The organism is Micromonospora sp. NPDC050417 (genome assembly GCF_044458865.1).
Classification (GTDB): domain Bacteria; phylum Actinomycetota; class Actinomycetes; order Mycobacteriales; family Micromonosporaceae; genus Micromonospora_G.
The window spans coordinates 21,008-43,942 of record NZ_JBITIH010000034.1 but is presented as its reverse complement, the minus strand read 5'-3'; the positions used below and the strand labels follow the sequence as shown (position 1 = coordinate 43,942).

Here is a 22,935-nt window from a genome sequence, read left to right as displayed (position 1 = left end):
GGGTCTGGTGCGGCAGGCCCGAGTCACGCCCGCCGCACCTTCCCGACTGGATTACAAACCCGCGGGCTGCGACTCGAACAGCTGCTTCACCGCGACGTCGTTCAGTGCCCCTTGGTAGAGGCTCAGATCATCGACGCCGCCGATCCACTGGTCGATAAGCTGACCACGCCACAGTGTCCGGCCAACAATTAGCGGATTTGTTGAGAGCATCGGCACATATGACAGATGCGCTGAATTTGAACGCTGCCCATTGACGTAGAGGCGTACTTCAGATCTGCCCGCGTCGTAGACAGCGACCAGGTGAGTCCAGGCCCCCGCTGCGGGAGGGGCTGCTGACTCGACCCCGAGTTGGAGAGCCGAAGGGTTGTCTTCGTCGCTCAGAAGGAACTGCCATTTGCCTGATGCTGGCTCGTACTTCAGCCAGAAGGCTGACTCATGGCTGCCGGGTTGAGCGACGACTGTGTGATGGTTGACTTGGTCATCCAGTCGCGCCCACACTGACACGCTGAACGAATCGTCTGTGCGTAGGACCGGGGTGTCCTGCCAGATCGGATTACCGTCGACACCAACATTCTTTTGCGATCGACCGTACTCGTAGGGGGATGTCTTACCATAGTTCGGGTCGGATGGGTCGTCGGTGTACATGGTGTCCAGCAATAGGCCGTCACCCTGGTGCCCGGCTCCGCTGGTAGTGCCCGGCGTGGTTCCCAGCCTGCGGCCAAACGGGGAGTGATCTCGCGCGGTACAGAAATAGGGATCATCGATGACTTCCTCGTCGCAGGGCGTGATGCTGGTGAAGTTCCATGTGCCGACCTGGATCGGGTTCAGGAACCCCGGTTCATCGACGCCGCCTGAGAAGGGGTCAGTGGCAAGTTGACCGGTGAAGTCATGGTCGACCAGTACCCGGTCGAACACCTGCGCGTCAGCAATCTCCCCTGAGAAGTACTGCGTGGCAGTATCGTTCCATTTGGCGGCACCGACCACGAACGGCCCATTGGCGCGGAAGACGCTCGAGACCTGGGTGTTCGCGACCAGGGTGCCGTCCTGATAGAGGCGTAGTTGCTTCTCAGTGCTGTCAAATACCGCGGCCAAATGCTGCCACCGCCCTTCGACGACCGTCGAGGGTGCCCAGACAGCGGTCCCCGGAGCGTTCCATTCATCGCTGGCATGCGTGACGAACCTCCAAGTGTTATTGGAACACATGCGATCGAGCATGAAAACGCTACCGTGTACGCCCTCGGCAGATAGCGCGGTGCCCGAACTGGCAACACACGGCCCTGGTCGTACCCACACCGACACCGAGAACGACCTCGACGTGTCCACCACGGGACCGCCCGTCTTCGCGCCCGCCGGTACGCCGCTAAAGCTGGCCGTCTCCCCTCCGACCAGGCGAGCGTCGTCCTTCCAGCCGATACCGTCCGGCACCAGCGGCGTATCGGGCGTAGCACCTGCGCCTGGGCGTTGGTCGGCCAGCGCCTGGGCCTGGGTGGCGCCGGGGTAGCTTTCAAGTCCCCATCTGGCGACCGGAGGAGTCGGCCCGGGGACGGTGAACTGCACGGAGGCGTACCCCTCGTTCAAGGTGCTGTCCACGGCAGAAACGCGGAAGATGTTTTCGCCGTACTTCGGAGCGGTCAGCGTCGCTGTCGCCGACTTCGTTGTCGTACCGCTTGCCGCGACCTCGGTCGTCGGGCCTCCCCAGCCATAACGGAACTTCGTGACCGTGGTCTTCGTCGAGGTGATCGTGAACGTAACTGGCTGACCCGGCCCTGTCGGTGGTGACGTCACTGCAACAGACACCTGTGGGACCGTGGTGTCGGGTTTGAACTCACACCACGACGACGGGTCGCTAGTTAGGCTGTAGGGAGCGGGATCCGTACCACGGGCCCGGAACGCGTAAGACTTCCCCGCCTGCACTCCCGACAGGGCCGCAGTCGTCGCCCTCCCGTTCGCGGGCACCGACATGCCGGGCGGGGCAGGCTTGCGAGGGGTCGTGTCGCCATATGTTCCCGATGCCGGAATCTCCAGCCACTCAAACTGCGTCGTCAGTGCCTGCTCGGTGTCCGGGTCCGGGAAGACCGCCGACAGGGTCGGCGTCAATGTACCGATGGTGATCGGTCCCGACCCGCAGGCGACACCCGAAACCTGCAGACTCGTCGGAGGCAGCGGCTTCGAGTCGAAATCAACGACCAGCTTCATCGAATCCGGAAAGAACTTCTTCCACCGCTCGACGGTTGATTCGTCGGTGCCGTCCGTCGCGCTGCACGCGCAGAGTGCCATCGTGACGTTCGTCCACTTGTTCGTCGCGTGCGTTTGGATCAGGTTGAGGATCTCCGGGGTGTCAAAGTTCACCGGCGTGCCATCAGCCGGCCTGCACCCACCCTTCGCGTAGGCGTTCGCGTTCGTCGCCCCAATACGAGAGTTCAACTTCGGCGACCAAGTCGTACGAGGAGGCGCACCCATACCGTTACTGTGATACAGCCAGTTATTCCAGTTTTTGCAGTTCCACGAGTGGTCCAACTTCGCCTGCACATACGCGTCTTCGATGTGCTTGCCCGCGAGCACGCCCAGCGGAAAGTCGAAAAACGACCGGTAAATCTCCCCACGCTCAGGGTTCTTACCCACCCGAGCAACAGAAAGATCTTCGTTGTTCCTGTTATCGCTCGTGGCATACGACCAACGAGACTTCGCCGTCGACCACGGCGGATCGACGTACATCGGGAACACCGCCGTGTCGCTGTCAAGCAGTTCCGCGTCCGGGTGCAGCAACAGGTCACCGTCGCCCGTCACCTCCGACCGCACCGGCGCCGTCACCGCGGCATCCCCAGGCCCCGCCGGCGTCGACTCGCCCTTCGACTCCAGCAACCCACCACCAGCCACCATCGCCGACCGGGTGGCGTCAGACAGCGGCGCCGAGTCCCACATCGACGGCCGCTCCGCCGAAGCCACCACCAGACCATCCGCCTCCGCACGCAACCCACCACCGGGCAGGCTCACCACCCGGACGTCACCGCTCGTCTCGAACTGGATCCTGCGTACCGCCGGGTTCGCAGCCGCCGCAGCCGTCTTCAACACAATCACATGGGTGAACCCGGTCCGCGTCGCCCGCGCCACCAGATCCACACCAGGCAGCACCTCCGCATACGTCGCCGATTCACCGGAGACCGTCGGCGTCGGCAAACCACCCGGCCAAGACAGGGAGAACGACTTACCGTCCCGGACCAGCGTGACGAACGGACCCGAACCACCATCAGAGAAACGCACATCCGCGATCGAAGCCCCCGGCCGCCATGAACCATCACCGCCGCGACTGAGAACAAGGTTGATATCGGCCCACGAACCATCCGCACGACGAGCACGCTGCGGCACAACCGCCGACTCGAACTCGAACCCACCCTCCGGCTTCGCAAACACCCGCGTCAGCTCCGACGTCGCCGACGCCACCTCCACCCGCTCACCCGACGACCGCGCCACCGTCGAGGCAGCCGAGGCGTTCGGGGCCACCAACGGACCCGCCTGCTTTCCTACTGCCTGCGGCGACGCTGAGGCAGCCTGCGCCGGTACACCCACGGTGGCTGCCACCGTCGCGGCGGTAGCCAGCAACGCCAGCCACCAGCGCGCGCGTGTCCGTCGAACGCTGCCGTTAGGCGCGGATGAGCGGCGCTCAGCCACCTTGACTCCCATGATCAATGAACAGTGCGGCCGGAAGGTTAGATCAACTCACCGCCATCCGTAAAGAGCCGATCACAACCCGTAAGGACGATCTACGCAAACCTCCACCTATGCCTCAGGCACGTCACAGGCAGCGACCTCGAACCACACGACAGACAGACCACCTCTACACACAGGCCCAACACCGAGCCAGCGCGGCTCCGCACAGTTGAGGCACACCGCCGCACCCAATCCCGCTCCCCTGGGGCCGCCGCAGCCCCACTGGCCTTCCTCCAGCACGTGAGCGACAAACGCCGAAACATCCAGGAACAGGAGTAGCAGTGAACACCCCCCAACAGAGACCCTTCGCCTTCTACGGACGCGTATCAACGGAAGACAACCAGGACCCCGACTCGTCACGCGGCTGGCAACTCACCCGCGCGAACGCCCTGATCCAGCCACACGGGGGTCACATCGCGGCGGAATTCTTCGACGTGGGCCAAAGCCGATCTCTCCCTTGGCAACGCCGCACCCAGGCAAGTCTGCTCCTCGCCGCCCTACGCAATCCATCACGCGGCTTCTCAGCCGTCGTCGTCGGAGAACCACACCGCGCCTTCTACGGCAACCAGTTCGGACTAACCGTGCCGCTCTTCACCCACTACGGCGTCGAACTATGGGTCCCCGAGATCGGCGGCCCCATCGACCCCGACAACGAAGCCCACGAACTGGTCATGTCCGTCTTCGGCGGCATGAGCAAGGGCGAACGCAACCGAATCAAACTCCGCGTCCGCACCGCCATGGCCGCCCAGACCCTCCTCGAAGGCCGATACCTGGGCGGACGCCCACCATACGGCTACACCCTGCGCGACCTCGGCCCCCACCCCAACCCCGCCAAGGCCGCCGACGGCAAACAGCTACGCGGCCTCACCCCCGACAAGCAGACCGCACCGATCGTCCAGCGGATCTTCACCGAATTCCTCACCGGCAACGGAATCTTCACCATCGCCGAAGGACTCACCGCCGACCACCACCCCTGCCCCTCAGCCCACGACCGCGCCCGCAACCGGCACCGAAGCGGCATCGCCTGGTCCAAAAGCGCCGTCCGCGTCATCCTGACCAACCCCCGCTACACCGGCCGGCAAGTATGGAACAAGCAACGAACCGACGAAGTACTCCTCGATGTCGACGACGTCGCCATGGGCCACACCGGTGTCCTCCGCTGGAACCCGACCGACAAGTGGATCATCTCCAAAGAGATCACCCACGAACCACTCATCGACGACACCACCTTCGAACAGGCCCAAGCCCTCCTACAACGACGCGGCCGAGGAACCGGTGGTCAACACCTCAAGCACCGCACCCGAAACCCATACATCTTCCGCGGCAGGATCCACTGCGCCGCCTGCGACCGACGAATGCAAGGCCAGTACAACCACGGCGCCGCCTACTACCGCTGCCGGTTCCCCCAGGAATACGCCCTCGCCAACCAGATCGAACACCCCCGCAACGTCTACCTCCGCGAAGACGCCCTCACCGACACGCTCGACACCTGGCTCGCCTCCGCCTTCGCCCCACACCACATCGAAAAAACGATCACCGCGATCACCGACGCCCAACCCGCCGAACACCCACCCGCCCTCACCACAGCAGCCGAAGCGATCATCGCCGAGTGCGACGCCAAGCTGGAGCGCTACCGAGCCACCCTCGACGCCGGCGCCGACCCCACGGTCGTCACCGCCTGGATCACCCAGACCCAGGCCGAACGCACCCGCGCCGAAGCCGACCTACACGCACAGACACACACCACACCCAAACGAATGAGCCGCACAGAGATCACATCCCTCGTGCAGGCACTCGGCGACATCGTCACCGTGCTACACGACGCCGACCCCGCCGACAAGGCCGAGGTCTACCGACAACTCGGACTCCGACTGACCTACCACCCGGAAACACAAACGGTGCGCACCGAGATTGATCTCAATGCGCACCGTGGGGTATTGGTACGTGTCCGAGGGGGGACTTGAACCCCCACGCCCTATACGGGCACTAGCACCTCAAGCTAGCGCGTCTGCCATTCCGCCACCCGGACTTACATGTCGTCTCCGCCGTTGACCTTGGTCGGTTTTACCTTCCAAGTGCTTCCCGGCGGGCCGCTCGGTGGATTACTGTACACGGCAGACGTGGATCATGCACAACGCCCACCTGACACCCCCTCTGACCAGGACAAACTTCCGATCGAGGGGACTTTCGGCAGCCCCCACCCCACCGTTCCTCCTCCGCCGGCCGAGACGGTCACGCGTACGGGCTCGGTCTGCGGGGGGAGGGGACGGCCTCCGTCGAAGGGTGGGGGGAGCCGGCCGTCGGTGCGCAGTCGGCGGGACTTTCCCGCACCTGCGGGACAACGTTGTCCGGTACCCGACACCGGTGCCGGTCGGTCCACCTCCGGGGCCCGGCTGTGGGTACGGGCCGGGTGGCGAGGTGGCCGGTGGGGCAGGCACGATGACGGGCGTGTCCCAGCCCCCGCCCCTGCCGGCCGTCCGACGTAACGCGCAGGCGCTCTCCGATGCCGGTGACTCCCCTGCCGCCCGCCGGCTGCTCGCCCAGGCGATCGAGGCCGGCCGACCGGCGTACGGAGAGGACGACCGGGAGGTGCTCGCGACCGCCCACCTGCTCGCGCGGCTGCACACCCAGGCCGATGACCCGGCCGCTGCCCGGCGGGTGTTGGAGGAGGCGCTGGCCGCGGGTCTGCGCCGCTGGGGGGACAGCGATCCGCTGCTCCTGGCGATCTCGTTCGATCTGGGGACGGTCGCCGAGGAGTTGGGCAACCGGCACGAGGCCCGCCGCAACTTCACCCGAGTGGCCACCGCCGGGCCGGCGGCGCTCGGCGAGGACCACTGGACGGTACGGGCGGCGCGCGAGTACCTCGGCAGCGCTGTTCCGATGGGCGGTGGTGCGGTTTCGACGGGTGGTGGTGCGAGCGTCGGCGAACCGGCCGCGCCCGTACACCCACCGATGGAGGCGACCGTCGCGCTGCCGACCGCCCCGATCCCCGCCTCCACGCCGCCCCTGACGCCCGCGCCGTACGAGGTGCCTCGGCAGCGGCCGGCGCCGGCGCCACCAGTGTCGGCCCCACCCGTGTCGGGTCCGCCGATGGTGTCGAGCGACGCAGCGGCGGCGGTAGCCGCACCGACCCAGGCTCTACCGACCCTGGCGCCGCCAGCGCCGGTAACGCCACCGCCAGTAACGCCACCGCCCGTAGCACCACCGCCGGTGACGCCACCGCCCGTAGCACCGCCACCGGTAGCACCACCGCTGGTAACGCCACCAACGGTGACGCCACCGTCGACCTACCCGGTGATGCCGAACCAGGTGCTGCCGGCGTACGAAACGATCTCCACGCCGCCTCCGGCGGCGCCGGCGCCCGCCCCGGCGGCCCGCAGTTACGGCGCGGTGATCGCGGCCGGGATCGCGGCTGCGGCGGCGGTGCTGGCGGCGACCGTGGTGGTGGTCGTGACCCTGCTCGATCATCAGCCCGCGCAGCCGACCGGTCCTGTCGCCGATCCGACCAGTGAAGCCAGTGGCCGGGCGAACACCGGGCCGGAGGCCGGCGGTAGCCCACCGACCCGGTTGGCCCTTCGTGACGAGGGTACGGCGATCACGGTGAGCTGGACCGACCCGAGCGCGGGTACGGTGTCGTTCATCCTGGCCGGTGGCCGCCGCTCGCAGCCGCTCGGTCCGATGGCGACGATCGACCCGGGCAGTACGAGCTACACGGTCAACGGGTTGAACGCGCGGGTCGACTACTGCTTCACCGTGGTCGCCGTCTACTCGACCGAGGTGGTCACCACTTCGGAACAGGTGTGCACGACCCGCAACTGAACGGGCCTGTACGACTCGCGGCTGAACGGGTCGCATCGCCCGGACCTGCGACAACTGTCGGACCCGACAGGACGGTTCCGCGGCCTGCACCGGCTGTGTCCACAGGTCTACCCGGCGGGTTCCCACCTGTATTGACCAGCCCATATGATGGCACCCGGTTCCTGGGAGGCGCGCGGTCGTATTGGACCGCGATCAGTTGGGAAGGCGGCCGGCTGTGGTCACCACAGACAACGGCACCACGAGCACCAACGAGCCCGGCGACGGCCCGGAGTCGACGACCGGTGGCACGCCGGTCCGGCGCCGGTCCCGGATGCGCGGCGGTCTGGTCACCATCGGCACGGTCGGGGCTTTGGTCGCGGCGATGGGGCTGACGGTGCTCGGGCTCGGTGCGGCGGACAACGCGGTGGCGAGCTACGACGCGAGCGCGTGGCTGTGGAGCGCGGCCCGCAGCGAGTTGGCGCGGGTCAACGGGATCACCGCCCGGGTGGACACCCGGACGCAGGTGCCGGACGGCCGCAGCCACCCGATGCAGGTGGTGCAGACCGACCGGTTGCTGGTCCTGCGGGACCTGACCACGGGTCAGGTCAGCTCCCTGGACCTGGCGACGTTGCAGGTGGTGGCGCGGACGAAGACCGTTGCGGGGCTCGGGGTCAACGTCGCCCTGCACGAGGATGCCGCTTTTGTGGTGGACGCGGTGCAGGGTCTGGTGCGGCAGCTCGACCCGCGTTCGCTGGTGCCGATCGGTGAGCCGGTCCGCTTCCCGCCGGGGATCACCGGGGGTTCGTTCGACGGTGAGGGTCGGCTCTGGATCGGGGTGCCGAGCGAGGGCACGGTGTCGGCGATCAGCGCGGCCACGTTGCCGTCGGCGGCGGCGACCGCCGGTGGGCAGCCCGGCACGGGGTTGGCGCCGAAGGAGGTGCGGAGCCTCACGGTCGCCGAGCCCAGTCATGACCTGGCGCTTTCCACGCTGGACAGCGGGGTGGCGGTGCTTGACCGGACCACCAGCGTGTTGACCACGGTGCGCGGTGAGGAGCAGCCGAAGACGGTCACGTTGACCACGAGTGGGCCGGGGGTCCTGCCGGCGCGGACGAACGGTGACCGGGTGGCGGTGACGGTGCCGGACGACCGGAACGTGTACGTGGTTGGTGACGGTGCCGTACAGCGGCAGTTCTCGGTTCCGGGTGCGGGCACGTTGAGTCCGGCGGTCGCCTGGGCGGGCCGGTTCTACTGTGCCGAGGAGCAGACCGGCACGGTGTACTCGTTCGACGCGGACGGCAAGCAGATCGACAAGATCGAGGTGCCTGGCGCGAACGGCCCGTTGGAGTTGGAGGTGCGGGAGAACCACCTGTTCATCAACGCGCCGAACTCGGCGAACGCGCAGGTGGTCGACGACAAGAACACGGCTCGTCCGGTGAACAAGTACGCCAACGACATTCTCGGTGGGGATCCGCCGCCGGCTGCTCCGCCGCCGCCTCCGCCGCCGAAGCCGCTGGTGGGTAAGCCGGGTGCGCCGCGGAACGTGACGGCTGCCGCTGGCAACGCCCAGGCCCGGGTGAGTTGGCGGGCCGCTCCGGCCAACGGTTCGGCGATCACCCGTTACGTGGTGGAGGGTGCTGGCAAGGAGTACCAGGTCGGTGCGAACCAGCGGTCGTTGGAGATCACCGGCCTGACGAACGGGGAGACGTACCGGTTCTCGGTGCGGGCGGTGAACGCCAAGGGCACGGGGCCGGCGAAGAACAGCAACGCGGTGGTGCCGACGTCGGAGGTGCCGGACGCACCGGCGAGCGTCACGGCGCAGGAGCGGCCGGACGGTACCGTGCTGGTGCGGTGGCCGGAGGCGAACGGCCAGGGCTACAAGATCGCGAAGTACGTGGTGACGGGGGTCTCGGCCGGCGCGAGCGCGCAGGCTGGCGAGTCGGCGAAGACCGAGCTGGTCATCCCGGCGGGTGAACTCGAGTACGGCACCCAGTACGCCTTCCAGGTAGTCGCGGTCAACGAGAAGGGCGCCGGTTCGACTCCGTCGCCGGTGAGCAACTCGGTGGTGCCGTTCACCAAGCCGAGTGCGCCGACGAACCTCACCGCGACGACGGTGGCTGGTGAGGCCGGTGCGGTGTCGGTGGTCTGGGCCGACGCGAAGGAGAACGGCCGGGCGGTGACGAAGTACGTGGTCGCGGCGGGCGGCAGGACGATCGAGGTGACCGAGCCCCGGGCGAAGTTGACCGGTCTCGGCAACGGTCAGACGGTCGCGGTGAAGGTGCACGCGGTCAACGAGGCCGGTGCCGGGGCGGACGCGACCGCGACGGCGCGTACGGTGGCGCCGCCTCGGGTGACCGTCACCGGTGGCGGCGCCGACGCGACCTCGGTCACGGCCAACTTCACCGTGGACGCGGGCGGTGGTCAGGCCACCTGTTCGGTGACGGTGGCCGGGCGGGCGGCGGTCGCCGGTGCCTGCTCCAGCATCCGGGTCACCGGGCTGGCTCCCGGTACGGCGTACGACTTCACGGTGACGGCGAACAACGCCGCCGGTGCCGGCACGGACACGGGCAGCCAGTCGACTCCCGCCCTGTACGGGGTCGCGACCTGCAACAACCAGAAGACCACCGATCCGGCCACCAGCACCTACTGCAACGATGACCGGTCCGGTCGCAACGGGAACGAGATCTTCGAGGTGCCTCGGCAGGACAACGACCGGCAGGCGGGTTGGGCCGAGCCCGGGACCCGGCTGCGGACGTACTGCAAGGTGCAGGGCGAGGATGTCGACTCCTACATCTACAACAACCACAAGCAGAGCACCTGGTGGGTGCAGGTGGACTACAGCGGGCGCAACTACATCCCGTTCGCCTGGCTCAACCTTGACGGTGGCGTCGACATCAACGTGCTACCGAACTGCTGAACAACAAGAACAAGAACAGGGAGCACCATCCGTCATGACCAGCCACGAGTCGCGTCGATGACCGGCCAGGAGCCGCTCAGCCCGCAGCACGTACAGGGCTTCGCGGCACTGGCCGCCCAGCTCGCCGAGGCGGTGAGTTCGGTGGTGCTGGGCAAGCCGGAGGTGGTCCGGTTGGCGCTGACCGCGCTCTTCGCCCAGGGGCACGTGCTGCTGGAGGACGTGCCCGGGGTGGGTAAGACGACCCTGGCGCGGGCGATCGCGGCGACCGTACGCGGGCAGTGGCGGCGGATCCAGTTCACCCCGGACCTGCTCCCCTCGGACGTCTCCGGGGTGACGATCTTCAACCAGGGGACCCGTGGTTTCGAGTTCCACCCGGGTCCCGTCTTCGCGAACATCGTCATCGCGGACGAGATCAACCGGGCGTCGCCGAAGACCCAGTCGGCGCTGCTGGAGGTGATGGAGGAGCGCACCGTCACCGTCGACGGCGTACGGCATCCGGTTCCCTCGCCGTTCCTGGTGGTGGCGACCCAGAACCCGGTCGAGATGGACGGCACCTACCGGTTGCCGGAGGCGCAGCTCGACCGGTTCCTGGTGAAGCTGACGATCGGCTACCCGGACGAGGCGGTCGAGATCGAGGTGCTGCGCGGGGCGACGGTCCGTTCCCCGGAGGCACTCGAACCGGTCACGGACACCGCCACCGTCGGCGAGATGGTGCGGATGGCGCAGCGGGTGCACATCGCGGACCCGCTCTACGCGTACGCGGTCCGGTTGGCTGCCGCGACCCGTACCCACCCGCAGGTGCGGGTCGGGGTGAGCCCGCGCGGGGTGATCGCGTTGACCCGGGCGGCGTGTGCGTACGCGTTGATCGACGGGCGGGCCTGGATCCAGCCCGAGGACCTGAAGGCGTTGGTCGAGCCAGTCTTCGCGCACCGCATCCTGCTCGCCCCCGACGCCCAGGTACGGGGCCTGACCTCGGCCGAGGTGCTGCGTCAGGCGGTGGCCTCGGTGCCGGTGCCGCTCCCCTCCGGACAGCTTGCCCGGACCGGAGCCTGACCCGGCGCCCCTATGAAGATCACTTCCCGTGGCATCGGCCTGCTCGTCGGTGCCGGTCTCCTGTTGCTGCTCGGATTCCGGTTCGGCTACCCCGAGCTGACCCTGCTCGGCACCTCGGCGGCGATCGCCGTCGGCTGCGCGGTCGCGGTCGCCGCCTGGCGCCCACGGTTGCAGGTGGAGCGTCGGGCCGACCCGGACCGGGTCGGGCGGGGTGAGCCGGCGACGATGGCGCTGACCGTACGCAACAACGACCGGTTCCGCTCGGCGAACATGATCGCCGAGGACCGGTGCGGCAGCCGCCCGGTGCCGGTTCCGCTGCTGCGACTGCGCCCCGGGCGGGACACCACGGTCAGCTACCCGGTGCCGACCCACCGGCGGGGCGTGGTGCCGGTCGGGCCGCTGCGGGTCACCGGACGCGACGCGCTCGGGCTGGTGGTCGTGGCCCGTGCACACGGTGAGGTCGCCCAGGTGTGGGTGCATCCCCGGATTCATCCGCTGAGCGCCGTACCGGCCGGCGTGGCGCGGAGCATGGACGGAAGGATCGACCGGGTGCCGCACGGGTCGATCACCTTCGACTCCTTACGGGAGTACGTCGTCGGCGACGAACTGCGCCGGGTGCACTGGCGGACCAGTGCCCGGATCGGCGAACTGATGGTGCGGGAGCATCTTGACACCAGTCTGCCCCGGCTCGTGGTCGTGCTCGACGACCGGGCCGCCGCGCACCCGGTGCTGGTCGACGGGGTGGCGGAGACGTTCGAGTCGGCCTGCGAGGCCGCCGCGTCGGTGGTCGCCGCCGCCCGCCGGGAGGAGTTGCCGGTCGCCCTGGTGCTGGTCGTCGACGCGGGCGGTGGTGACGACTTCCTGGACCGGCTCGCCGCCGCCGAGTTGCGTACCGCGCCGGCGCTCGCCCGGGACGTCTCCGACGGTGACCCGTTCGGGTCCGCGTCGACCGCCGGCCCGGCCGGTGATCCGCTCGGTGCGGTGCTGAACCGGCTGCGTCAGCAGCGCCTCGGCGACACGTTGGTCTTCCTCACCGGTCCGGGTGCCCGCGACGACCTGGGTCAGCTCGGCGCGCTCCGCCCGGCGTACCCGTCGGTGCTGGCCGCCGTCTTCGGCGACCCGGTGCCCACTGTCGGGGAAACCACCGGGGTACGGGTGCTCGACGTCGCCGGCGGCGCCGAGTTCGCCGCCGAGTGGGACGGGGTACGTCGGTGGTGAGCCGCCCCCGGGTCGGCCCGCTGCTGCGGTCGATCCCGATTCCAGTGGCCCTGATCACCATGATCGGGCTGGCCGGTGCCGTGCTGGGCCGGGTCTACGCCGGACCGTTGCTGACGCAGCTCATACTCGGGGCGGCGGTCGGTTCGGTCGGCGTGAGTGTCGCCGCCCGGCGGCTGCCGTCCTGGCTGGTCGCGCCGTTGTCGGTGCTCGCCCTGGCCGGTTACGCCGCCTTCGCGCTGCGGTTGGCCGCACAGCGCGCGGACCTTCCCGGCGGTCTCGCCGACCTGGTCGCCGAGGCCGGTCGCAACGGCATCCCCCGGCTGCTCACCGCCATGATCCCGGTCGAGGCGGTGCCGGACACGGTGATCGTGCCGCTGGTCGCGGCCTGGTTGGCGGGGCTGGCCGGGGCCGAGGTGGCGGTACGCGCCGACCGGGTCCTGCTCGGCTACCTGCCACCGGCGTTGCTCTACGCCGGTGCCCTCTACGTGGTGGGCCCGAACGCCGAGCCGGCGATCTGGTGGACGGTGGCCTTTGTCGCCGCCGCCGCGATCGGTCTCGCCGTCCCGGCGGCGACGTCCGTGTCCACACCGGCCGAAACGGCGCCGACACTTCCCCCGGCGGTGCGGGCCGCGATCCGGGTACGGGTGCTCGCCGGTACCGCCGCCGGCCTGGTCGTGGTGGTGGCACTCGCCGCGCTGCTGGCGCCGCTGGTGGCGGGGCAGGTCGGCAACGCCCCGGTCGACCCTCGCCGGTACGTGCAGCCGCCCCAGGTGGACGCCCTGGACGAGAACCCGCTGATCCGGATCTCCGGTTGGGCGCTCAACCCGGACCAGAAGCTGCTCGACCTGCACACCACCGGTACGGCGGCATCGCCCGGCGACATCCCACCGCCGGCAGGGGACGGCGACAACCCGCCCGACGACGCCGAACCGGAGGCCGGGGACCGGGTGGGCGACTCCCCCACCGAGCAGACGCCCCGCTCCGCCAGGACCCAGATCCGGCTCGCCGTCCTGAACGACTACGACGGTGTCACCTGGCGGGTGGGGGCCACCTACCGCAACGCCGGCCGGATCCTGCCCACGGTCGAGCCGCCGGACGGGGTCACCGTCGACCGGGTACGGCAGGAGATCACGATCGGTGAACTCGCCGGGCGGCTGCTGCCGGCCGTACCGACGCCCCGGGAGGTCACCGGGGCGCGGGTCGCGTACGACCCCGGCAGCGGCACCCTGATCCGACCGGAAGGGCTGACCGAGGGACTGCGGTACACCGTCACCTCCGCCCGTGAGCACCCCGACCCGAACCTGCTCACCGCTGCCGACGTACCGTCCGGTGACACGGTCGCCCGGGTGTTGCGGGTCGCCGACGGGGTGCCGGACCCGCTGCGCCGGCTCGCCGACCAGTTGGCCACCGACAACGGGGCGCCGTACGCACGAGCGGTCGCGATCGAGGAGTTCCTGGCCGAGCACTACCGCCTGGTGGCGGACGCGCCGAGCGGGCACGCGTACCCGAACCTGAACTTCTTCCTCTTCGGTCCCCGTAACGGTGGCGGACAGCGCGGCACCTCGGAGCAGTTCGCCGCCACGTTCGCGGTGCTCGGACGGTTGATGGGGTTGCCGACCCGGGTGGTCGTCGGCTTCCAGTCGGCGACCGGGGAGGGCCCGGTGCGCGGCGGTGACGCGTACGCGTGGCCGGAGGTGCTCTTCAACGGGCTCGGCTGGGTGTCGTTCGACCCGTTGCCCCGACCGGAGACCGAACCGCGGCCGGTCGAGGAGGACTTCACGCCCAAACCGCAGGATCCGCCGCCGGTGCAGGACGAACCGACGCCGGAGCCGAGCGCGCCACCGACCGTGGCCGCCGTCCCGGGGACCGGTCCGGCTTCTGGGTCGGGTAGCCCGGTGTCGGTGTTGGCCGGCGCGGGTTCCGGTGGGTTGTTGCTGGTGCTGACCGGGTTCGTGGTGGCGGTCCTGACGATGCGTCGAGGGTTGCGGCGGCGCCGGCTTGGCGAGGGTGCCCCGGCGCAGCGGATCGCCGGGGCGTGGCGTGAGGTGACCGACGCGTTGCGGTTGGCCGGTCACCCGGTCGGGTCGCATCTGGACGCGTCGGAGGTGGCGGCGTACGCGGCGCAGGCCGCCGGGGCGGTGCCGGCCGCCCCCGTCGCCGTGCCGCCGATCGACGAGCTGGCGACCCTGGTCAACGTGGCGACCTTCGCCCCCGGTACGGCCAGCGACGAGCAGGCCCGGCGGGCCGGCACACTCGCGGTCGCGTACGCCACCGCGCTGCGCGCGGTCCGGCCATGGTGGCGCCGTGCGCTCTGGTCGGTGCATCCGGGCCCGCTCCGCTGGCGTCGCTGACCGATGCGGCGGCACCGGTGCGGTCAGATGCGATCCGCAGCGGCGGCCGGGGTCGGTACGGGCTCGGGTGTCACCACCAGCGTCGGGGACGGTGCCGGGCCGAGTTGGGCGATCAGGGTGGTCAGCGCGGCGATCCCGCCCTGGGCGAGTTCGGGGGTGGCGAGGAGCCCGATCACCGGAACGTCCACCCCGGCGTCGGCGTACTCACGTACCTTTGCCCGGCAGGTTTCCGGGGTGCCGTGCAGCACGAGTTCGTCGATCAGTTTGTCGGGTACGGCAGCAGCGGCGCCCCGACGGTCACCCGCCTCCCACGCCCGCCACACCGGACCGAGCACCTCCTCCCGGCCCAGCCATCGGTGGAACTCGGCGTAGGCGGGCACGGTCAGATAACTGGTGATCATGCGTCGGCCCAGGTTACGGGCGTACTCGGCGTCTTCGGTGGGGCAGACGAAGATCCGGGCGGCGACCTCGAAGCCGGCCCGCCGCTCGCCGAGTTCGACGAGGACCCGGGGCAGGTCGGTGGCGGCCAACCAGTTGAGAATCACCCCGTCGGCCTCGGCGCTCGCCAGCCGCAGCATCCGTGGCCGCAGGGCCGCGAGCAGGATCGGCGGCGGTACGGCCGGCGGCCGATCCAGCCGGAACCGGCGTACGGCGAAGGTGTCGTACCGCTCGTCGACCGCCTCGCCCCGCAGGGCCGCACGCAGGAACCGGAGCATGTCCCGGGTACGCCGGTACGGCTCGGTGAAGTCGACCGCGTTCCAGTCCCCCACCACCACTGGTGAGGAGGAACCGATGCCGAGGGCGAAACGGCCGGGGGCGGCCTCGGCCAGCGCGGCGGCGGTCATCGCCAGCAGCCCTGGGCCACGGGTGAAGACCGGTGCGATCGCCGTACCGAGGCGCAGGTCGGGACGCCAGGCGGCGGCCAGGGTCAGTGGGGTGAACGCGTCCGCCCCGTTCACCTCAGCGGACCACAGGTCGGTGAAACCGGCCCCGGCCAGCGCCGCGTAGACCGTGGCGTGATCGGCGAGCGGCACCCCAGTGAACGGCACCGTGATGCCCCAACGTTTCGTCACCGGTCGATCGTGCCCGTTCACCCGGTGTAGGGGCAATATCTACGGGCAGGACATCCTGGTCGTACCGTCACCACCCGACGAGGCAGGCTCCACCGGGGAACGTGCCTGGTTGTAGCCTCACCGCGTGACGTTCTCGATCGTGGCGCGATCCGACGACGGCCGGTTCCACGGGGTCGCCGTAGCCAGCAAGTTCCTTGCCGTCGGCGCGTTGGTGCCGGCCGCCGAGGCCGAGGTCGGGGCGCTGGCCACCCAGGCCCACGCCAACCTGGCGTACGGGCCGCAGGGGCTGGCTCTGCTCCGGACCGGGCTCGGTGCCGCCGATGTGATCGCCGGGCTGACCGCCGCCGACTCGGGTCGGGCCAGCCGACAGCTCGGTGTGGTCGACGCCGAGGGCGGCGCGGCCACGTACACCGGTCCTGACTGTCACGACTGGGCCGGTGGGCAGGCCGGCGACGGCTGGGCCGCGCAGGGCAACATCCTGGTCGGGCCGGAGGTGGTCGACGCGATGCGGGACGCCTGGCTCGGTGGCGACGCCCGGCGACGGTTCGCCGAACGGCTGCTCGACGCGCTGCGCGCCGGTGACGAGGCTGGCGGTGACCGGCGTGGACGGCAGAGCGCCGCGCTGCTGGTGGTCGCCCGGCGGGGCGGGTACGGCGGCGGCACCGATGTGGTGATCGACCTGCGGGTCGACGACCATGCCGATCCGGTGTCGGAGCTGGCCCGGCTGTTGGACGTACACGTCATGCTCTTCGAGAAGCCCGACCCGGCGACGCTGCTGGACCTGACCGGTGAGCTTGCCACCGAGGTCGCGGCCCTGCTGACTGCGGCCGGGCACGCCCCAGCCGAGGCCGGCGACGCCGCTGTCGACGCGGCCCTCGCCGACTGGGCCGGGGTGGAGAACCTGGAGGAGCGGATGGTGCCGGGGAGAATCGACCCGGTGGTCCTGTCTCACCTGCGCTCCCGCCCCTGAAACGGCGGGGAATCGGCCACGAGTGCGCGGCCCGGATCCGGCGTTGGCTGGGTTGCCGACGCCGCGGGAGTTCGCCGACGCACATGCCAGGCCGGGTCGTACCTCACCGGGATGCGGTTGCTCGGCGATTCGAAATGCGGCATCGCGTTTGTCGTGAGTGGACGGTCGTGGCGTCGGAACCACCGTTCGCCTGATTCCCGATCAGGTTGCTACGCCCTAACGTCGCTGCTGCATCTCGTCCCATGAGAGGTAGACATCGATGCTGCTGCGCGCTCACCACCGGGCCCGCCTCTGGGTGCTCGCCGCGTTGGGCGTGGTCCTCGGCGGTCTGCTGAGCCTGCTCGCCGTCGGCGCGGCGAGTGCCGAGCCGGCACCGGCTCCCGCCGGCCCGCAGGACATCTTCGCCGGAGAGTGGGGGCCTGTCGGCAGTCGCTATCAGGCAGTGCCGACCGGCCCGAATTCGTACGAGATCATCTTGTCACCAGGCCCGTATGACATCGAACGGTACCTGTGCACCGATGCCGTCAAATCTATACATGTCATCCGTGACGGCAATCGTCTGGAAGGCAAACGTGCCTTTCATTACGCATCTACCTGCGAATTTCTTGGCGACGGCAGCATAAGTATCGATCTCGCCCCAGACGGAACGTCCGCAACGGTCACCCACCTGGGCCCACAGAATCCCCCGAACTGTCCTTGTGAGCTTGTAGAACCGTGGGCGCGAACGAGTTATGCTCGCGGGCCTGGCGTCGCGCCCACACTCCAGGGTCGCGTCGAGTGGCGCCGAGACGCCGTCACCGGACTCTTCGTCCTCACACTGGTGAGCATCGGCCTGTCGTTCATCCCCGTCGTCGGCACGGGCAAGGGGGTCATCGAGGCCGGCACGGGTGTCGATCTCGTCACCCGGGCGCCGCTGGCCCCGTGGGAACGAGTTCTCAACGTCGTCCCGTTCGGCAAGGTCACCAGCCTCGGCAAACTCGGCAAGGCGGCGCACGCCGCGGAGGGACTCACCACGGCCGGGCGGGCCGCGCATGCCGCGGAGGAGGCCGGAGCCTTGAGCCGCACCACGCGTTACCTTGATGAACTGCCGCTCGGCGGCAACACCGGCCGGAGAGCTCAGGACGTGCGGCTTGTCGAGAACGAGGCCCGCCTGCGTGAGATCCACCAGGATCTGATCCGGGGCGGTGAACCAACCACGTGGGGAAAACCTGGCAAGGAGTACCCGGGTCCAGTTGTCAAGCATCCGGACGGCGTGGGCGTGGGTCTGCGCGAGGGATCGAGCGAGTTCGGTCCCACAATCGACCTCAGGCTGCCCAACGGAGACCTGAAGAAGATCCACATCAGACCGGAGAACCACCAACCATGATCGACATATATGAGCGCGTACTGATCCGGGGCCTGGATGACTGGGTGACCATGACCGAGGTTGTCTTTGAGGCCACGTTCGACCCCCAACTGGCGGTCGCGGCCGTCCGCCGCGCCCTACGGGACGCCACCATGCAAGCCGGTGACGTCGACCGAGAGGGCTTCGTCGCCTGGCCGCTACCGCCCGATGAGGCGGCGGACCGAATCTCCGCCGAATTGTCGACGATGGACATCAACGACCTGAACCCGGGCGACATCGCCTGGCTGCGCAACACCCCGGCCGGCAACCAACTCGCCGAGGCCGCCCTGAGCCGCGAAGAGAGGGGGACCACGGCATGAGCGCTCGGTTCGTCTGGGGCACACTGCCGCTGGGCGCCCGCAGACTGGGGGCCGGGCTGGCAGGCACCCTCACCGACGCCGCCTGGCTCGCGGCGGTGCCGCTCGGCTGGCTCGCCCCGTGGGTGGTGGCGCCTGCCGGCTTCGCCGGTGGCCTCCTCACCACGCAGACCGCGCCGGCGTGGGTGCTCATCCCCGCGGTCGTGGCGGGCGCAGCCGGGCTCGGCGTCTGGTTCAGCGTCGGGCTCGTCGTCGGCGCCGCCGCGCACGGTGTCGTCCCGGTGGTGGCCATCGCGGTTGCTTTGGTCGCCTTCGGTGTGCCGAGCGTGGCGCGGGCGCTGGCCGTGGGGTTACCGCTGGGCCGGTCAGCGCTCCTACGTCAGGGCGTCTGGGTCTTCATCGCCGGGTTGTTCACGTTGCAGTGGTGCTGGTCCGCTCCGGCGCTCGTACGCCCGGTCGTGGTGTGGCTGCACCAGCCGCCCGCCGAGATCTTCTCCAATCCCTGGATTCTCGTGCCGATCGTGGTCGTGGCCACCGCTGGACGCCTCGTGGCCCAGCAGTTGGTGGCGGACCTCCCCGCCCTGGAGAGCCTGCGGCAGCAGCACGAGCAAGCCGACCCGGTCGTGCCCCTCTCGGCTCGCCTGCCGGAGTCGGCACGGCTGGCCATCCGCGTGGTGGTCACCGCCGTACTACTGCTCGGCCTGGCCGGCGGTTGGGTGCAGGCGGTACTGGGGACGGTGGTGGTCGCGGCCGTGACGTGGCTCGCGGCGGCACAGGATCCAGCGGCACAGGCCGTACGGCGAGCGGTCGGCGTCGTGCCGGTTCTGGTCCGCCTGGCGCTGGTCCTGCTGGCGCCGGTCGTGCTCTTCGTTCTCCTCGGAAACGCGACCACCGACGCCGCCAGCACCTTGCCGTTCGCCATCGTGCTCGCCTTGGTCGCCACGGCCACCGTGTTGCTTGCTCCCGCTCCACGCCCGGCCCCGGCACCCACGTCAACGCCCGGCCGAGACCCAGCCCCGGCCTAATGTACTGAGTCCGTAGTTTCCTGTTAGTTCTGGTATGAGTGATGGTCGTGGGCCGAAGTTGGCCCTGCTGAAGTTGACGGGTGCGGAGCGGGACGCGTGGGAGGCGTTGACGCGTAGGCGTTCGACCGCACAGCCCCTCGTGACGTGGCCACCGACCCATGCGGTTCAGTCGGGGTAACGGAACGGCGGACCATCTGCTTGGATCAACAGCCATGCAGATGGTGGAACGCCCGTGGGGAATTACCGCGTTCGGCGCGGCGAGCGTGAAGGCCGTCCCGGACCTCGTGCGCATACGGTTCAAGATCGTTCGCGTGGAGCAGGCCCCGGCCGCCGCGTTCGAGGCGGCCCGTGCCGCCGTACGGGCGGTGCGCGGCGTCCTGCGGCAGCACCGGATTGACGACTCGGCGGTTGACGGTTCCCGGCTGGACCTCAAGACCGCCACCGAGTACGTGGGCGGGGCGCGCAACTTTGTCGGCTACCAGTGCCAGGCCGCCTTCGCGATCGAATCCGGCGTGCTGGACGACGTCGAGCCGCTGCTCGTCGACGTCGTGGCGGCCGGCGCGAACGAGATCGAGGGCGTCGACTTCGACGTGATCGCCAAGCGTGAACTGCGGGCCGAGGCCCGACGCAAGGCCGTCGCCGCCGCCCGCGCAAAGGCCGACCTGTACGCCGAGGCCGCCGGCGTCCGCGTCGGCGCGGTCCTGCACGTCGAGGACGTCGACCCAGAACAGCCGGGCACCTCCCGCTACCGTAGCCACGCCGAAGCCGCCGCCACCACAGCTCAGGATCTCGCTCCGGGTCACATCGTGGTCTCCGCCGCCGTGATCCTCGGCTACGCCGTGGCCCAGGGCTGACCCCTCCGGTCGATTGCCCGCCGACGCGGGAGGTCGAGCTGACCGGCTACCTCACGTCGAACTTCGCTGGTTTCACCATGCTGCGGCCGCGAAGGGCCAAGCCGTGCTGCTGGCAGTCACCTGACCCACCAACCCTGCCGCGCAGGCAGCCCGCCGCGAATCGATCGTCGTTGTCCTCCGCACGGCTTGAACCGGTGACCGAGACTGACGACATGCGAAAGAACCCGCGACGGATCCGTCTGATGGTTCTGCGGTCACTGGCCACCGTCTGGCCCGGACCGTTCCAGCCACTCCTGGTGGCAGCGCTGATGAAACTGTCGGACTTCGAGTCGTTCGGCGAGCGGACGGAGGCCGCCGAGGCGGCATCCGCCGAGGCCGTCCGGCTGGCCCGCCGACTCGCCGCCGCAGCCCCGGGCAAGCACACGCTGCTCCTGGCCAGGACGGTGGGTCAGCACGCCGCGTGCCAACACAGCGGCGGCGCCTTCGATCAGGCACTGGCCGAACTCACGGAGGCGCGCGCCCACTACGAGGCGGCCCGCGACACATCGCCGCAGGGGGTGACGGCCGGACTGGCGGAGACAGACGGCATGCTGGCCCTGACACTGATCTCTCAAGACCGGCCGGACGAGGCGTTGGTCGCGGCCGAAAATGCCATCAATGCCTGGCGGGCGCTACTGCCGAGCAACCCGAAGCGGTACGGGTACCGCCTCGCCCGAGCCCTCAGTCTCGGTGCGGTACCCCTGGGCCGGCTGGGTCAGTACGAAAAAGCCGTCGCCGTCGGCAGTGAGGCCGTCGATTTGTACCCACGCCTGACACTGCGGGCACACGTCGGTCACATCTACCATGCGAGCGCTGCCCGGGTCCGTCTCGCCGATCACCTGCGGATCGTGGGTCGACACGAGGAATCCCTCGTCCACCTGGATGCGGCACTGACGGCGGCGGAGGTACTCGCTTGGCGATACCCGACCACCCTCGGGTCCCATCTGTCCTGGCTTCGCCAGGTGGAGGCGAGGACAGCGGCGGAGCTGGGGCTCCATGAGCGAGCAGCGAAAGCCGCCCGGTCCGCGGTGACCCTGTGTCGATCGCTATCCGATCGCGGCCCGGCCCACCAGGCGCAACTCGCCGACGCGCTGCGCTCCTGGGCCGACCTCCGTGCCTCGACCAGCCCTGCGGATGCCGTCACCGCGCTACGCGAGGTCGTCGAGATCCGTAGCGGTCTGTCGTCCGCACAACCCGAGGAACACCGGGCCCAACACGCGGACGATCTGTGGGCGTTGGGCGATACGCTGTCGGCGCTCCACCGGTTTGGCGAGGCATCGTCGGCGTACGGGCAAGCAGTGGAGCTCTACCGTCAGGCGGCAGCCAATGACCCCGCCGAGGAGCCACGATTCGTTGAGGCCCTCGACGCCTGGTCGAACCGGCTGGAGGACGCGGACGACCTCGTCAACGCGAGGGATGCCGCGAGTGAGGCTGCTACCGTCGCGCGTCGCCTCGCCGACGACGGGCAGGACTCGCACCTGGACATGCTCGCCGCCTGCCTCTACACGCTCTCCTTCTTGATGGCACGGACCGGGCAGGAAGCCGATGCGGTGCAACCGGCCCGGGAAAGTGTAGCCCTGAGACGTCGGCTCACAGGGAGCCAGCCGGACGCCGATCAGACGGACCTTGCCAGGGGGCTGAACAACCTCGCGAACCGGCTGATCGACGCGAGCCTCAGCGCCGAGGAGGCGACCGCCGCCTATCAAGAAGCCGCTGCGATCTACCGAAGCGGCACCGACGACGTCCATCAGTCGTCACTCGCCCTCACCTTGGCGAATCTGGCCCTGACGCTCGCCGACACGGGTCGAGTCGAAGAGGCCATCGCGCACCTGGACGAGGTGATCGCCATCCGTACCCGGCTCGACCCGACACCAGAGAATCGTCGGAGTCTGGCGATCTCGCTGTGCCGCCGGGCGAAGTACCTGGCCGACAACGGCCGGCCCGCGGAGGCGGTACCCGACCTCGACCGGGCCACCACCGTCTACCAGGCGCTGTCCCGCACCGAGCCGGGTAAAGACGACACAGAACACGCCTGGTGTCTCAAAGTGACCGCCATCCAGCTCGCCCGGGTCAACCGCGTGCATCAGGCTGTCGAGACACTCGACGTGCTGCGTGGCCTCGCACGGCAGAACACGTCCCCCCATCTGCACCAGATCTATCTGGACGCGGTCGCGGCGGTCCGCGATGTCGCACCACAGCTCGTGGAGCTGCCGGACGAGCGGGCGCATTGA

The 22,935-nt window shown here is 69.4% G+C and carries 14 protein-coding genes and 1 tRNA gene; 12 read left to right on the top strand and 3 right to left on the bottom strand.

What is annotated here, in order from left to right; genetic code table 11:
• Positions 1-51 precede the first annotated feature (51 nt).
• Positions 52-3,669, bottom strand: coding sequence for a LamG domain-containing protein (locus ACIBF5_RS30305; protein ID WP_396816353.1), 3,618 nt, complete (start codon positions 3,667-3,669; stop codon positions 52-54).
• A gap of 320 nt (positions 3,670-3,989) precedes the next feature.
• Here ACIBF5_RS30305 and ACIBF5_RS30300 point away from each other — a divergent pair, with 320 nt between their 5' ends.
• Positions 3,990-5,672 carry a recombinase family protein gene (locus ACIBF5_RS30300; protein ID WP_396816352.1) on the top strand — a complete coding sequence of 561 codons (1,683 nt, stop codon included), beginning with the start codon at positions 3,990-3,992 and terminating at the stop codon, positions 5,670-5,672.
• Here ACIBF5_RS30300 and ACIBF5_RS30295 read toward each other — a convergent pair.
• Positions 5,654-5,737 (bottom strand) — tRNA-Leu (locus ACIBF5_RS30295). The two genes, ACIBF5_RS30300 and ACIBF5_RS30295, sit on opposite strands and share 19 nt — an antisense overlap.
• A gap of 419 nt (positions 5,738-6,156) precedes the next feature.
• Here ACIBF5_RS30295 and ACIBF5_RS30290 point away from each other — a divergent pair.
• The 5 genes from ACIBF5_RS30290 (at position 6,157) to ACIBF5_RS30270 (ending at position 15,042) form a co-directional block, all read left to right on the top strand.
• A complete protein-coding gene (locus ACIBF5_RS30290; protein ID WP_396816351.1) occupies positions 6,157-7,527 on the top strand; it encodes a tetratricopeptide repeat protein in 1,371 nt (456 codons plus the stop codon).
• Positions 7,528-7,837: 310 nt separating this feature from the next.
• Positions 7,838-10,420 carry a fibronectin type III domain-containing protein gene (locus tag ACIBF5_RS30285; RefSeq protein WP_396816359.1) on the top strand — a complete coding sequence of 861 codons (2,583 nt, stop codon included), beginning with the start codon at positions 7,838-7,840 and terminating at the stop codon, positions 10,418-10,420.
• A 57-nt stretch (positions 10,421-10,477) separates the two neighbouring features.
• Positions 10,478-11,473: an AAA family ATPase gene (locus ACIBF5_RS30280; RefSeq protein WP_396816350.1), complete on the top strand. Its 996-nt coding sequence runs from the start codon at positions 10,478-10,480 to the stop codon at positions 11,471-11,473.
• Positions 11,474-11,485: 12 nt separating this feature from the next.
• Positions 11,486-12,691, top strand: a complete 1,206-nt coding sequence (locus ACIBF5_RS30275; RefSeq protein ID WP_396816349.1) for a DUF58 domain-containing protein — start codon at positions 11,486-11,488, stop codon at positions 12,689-12,691.
• Entirely contained in the window at positions 12,685-15,042 is a 2,358-nt protein-coding gene (locus ACIBF5_RS30270) for a DUF3488 and transglutaminase-like domain-containing protein (protein ID WP_396816348.1), read from the top strand. Before ACIBF5_RS30275 ends, ACIBF5_RS30270 begins: the two co-directional genes overlap by 7 nt.
• A 23-nt stretch (positions 15,043-15,065) precedes the next feature.
• Here the strand turns inward: ACIBF5_RS30270 and ACIBF5_RS30265 are convergent, their stop codons facing one another.
• Positions 15,066-16,097: an LLM class F420-dependent oxidoreductase gene (locus ACIBF5_RS30265; protein WP_396816358.1), complete on the bottom strand. Its 1,032-nt coding sequence runs from the start codon at positions 16,095-16,097 to the stop codon at positions 15,066-15,068.
• Positions 16,098-16,239: 142 nt separating this feature from the next.
• On the opposite strand from ACIBF5_RS30265, the gene ACIBF5_RS30260 reads away from it, so the two are divergent.
• The 6 genes from ACIBF5_RS30260 (at position 16,240) to ACIBF5_RS30235 (ending at position 22,935) form a co-directional block, all read left to right on the top strand.
• Positions 16,240-17,085: a DUF1028 domain-containing protein gene (locus ACIBF5_RS30260; protein ID WP_396816347.1), complete on the top strand. Its 846-nt coding sequence runs from the start codon at positions 16,240-16,242 to the stop codon at positions 17,083-17,085.
• Positions 17,086-17,344: 259 nt separating this feature from the next.
• Positions 17,345-18,451: a pre-toxin TG domain-containing protein gene (locus tag ACIBF5_RS30255; protein ID WP_396816346.1), complete on the top strand. Its 1,107-nt coding sequence runs from the start codon at positions 17,345-17,347 to the stop codon at positions 18,449-18,451.
• The gene (locus ACIBF5_RS30250; RefSeq protein WP_396816345.1) at positions 18,448-18,789 is read left to right on the top strand and encodes a hypothetical protein; all 342 of its coding nucleotides are present in this window, start codon (positions 18,448-18,450) and stop codon (positions 18,787-18,789) included. Before ACIBF5_RS30255 ends, ACIBF5_RS30250 begins: the two co-directional genes overlap by 4 nt.
• A complete protein-coding gene (locus ACIBF5_RS30245) occupies positions 18,786-19,811 on the top strand; it encodes a hypothetical protein (RefSeq protein WP_396816344.1) in 1,026 nt (341 codons plus the stop codon). Before ACIBF5_RS30250 ends, ACIBF5_RS30245 begins: the two co-directional genes overlap by 4 nt.
• Positions 19,812-19,969: 158 nt before the next feature.
• Entirely contained in the window at positions 19,970-20,665 is a 696-nt protein-coding gene (locus ACIBF5_RS30240; RefSeq protein WP_396816343.1) for an SIMPL domain-containing protein, read from the top strand.
• A 443-nt stretch (positions 20,666-21,108) separates the two neighbouring features.
• The gene (locus ACIBF5_RS30235; RefSeq protein WP_396816342.1) at positions 21,109-22,935 is read left to right on the top strand and encodes a tetratricopeptide repeat protein; all 1,827 of its coding nucleotides are present in this window, start codon (positions 21,109-21,111) and stop codon (positions 22,933-22,935) included.

Excerpts from the sequence above, each read along its gene's own strand:
- ACIBF5_RS30285 (WP_396816359.1), top strand. The coding sequence starts at position 7,838 with ATGCGCGGCGGTCTGGTCACCATCGGCACGGTCGGGGCTTTGGTCGCG.
- ACIBF5_RS30280 (WP_396816350.1), top strand. The coding sequence starts at position 10,478 with ATGACCGGCCAGGAGCCGCTCAGCCCGCAGCACGTACAGGGCTTCGCG.
- ACIBF5_RS30275 (WP_396816349.1), top strand. The coding sequence starts at position 11,486 with ATGAAGATCACTTCCCGTGGCATCGGCCTGCTCGTCGGTGCCGGTCTC.
- ACIBF5_RS30255 (WP_396816346.1), top strand. The coding sequence starts at position 17,345 with ATGCTGCTGCGCGCTCACCACCGGGCCCGCCTCTGGGTGCTCGCCGCG.
- ACIBF5_RS30250 (WP_396816345.1), top strand. The coding sequence starts at position 18,448 with ATGATCGACATATATGAGCGCGTACTGATCCGGGGCCTGGATGACTGG.
- ACIBF5_RS30245 (WP_396816344.1), top strand. The coding sequence starts at position 18,786 with ATGAGCGCTCGGTTCGTCTGGGGCACACTGCCGCTGGGCGCCCGCAGA.
- ACIBF5_RS30240 (WP_396816343.1), top strand. The coding sequence starts at position 19,970 with ATGCGGTTCAGTCGGGGTAACGGAACGGCGGACCATCTGCTTGGATCA.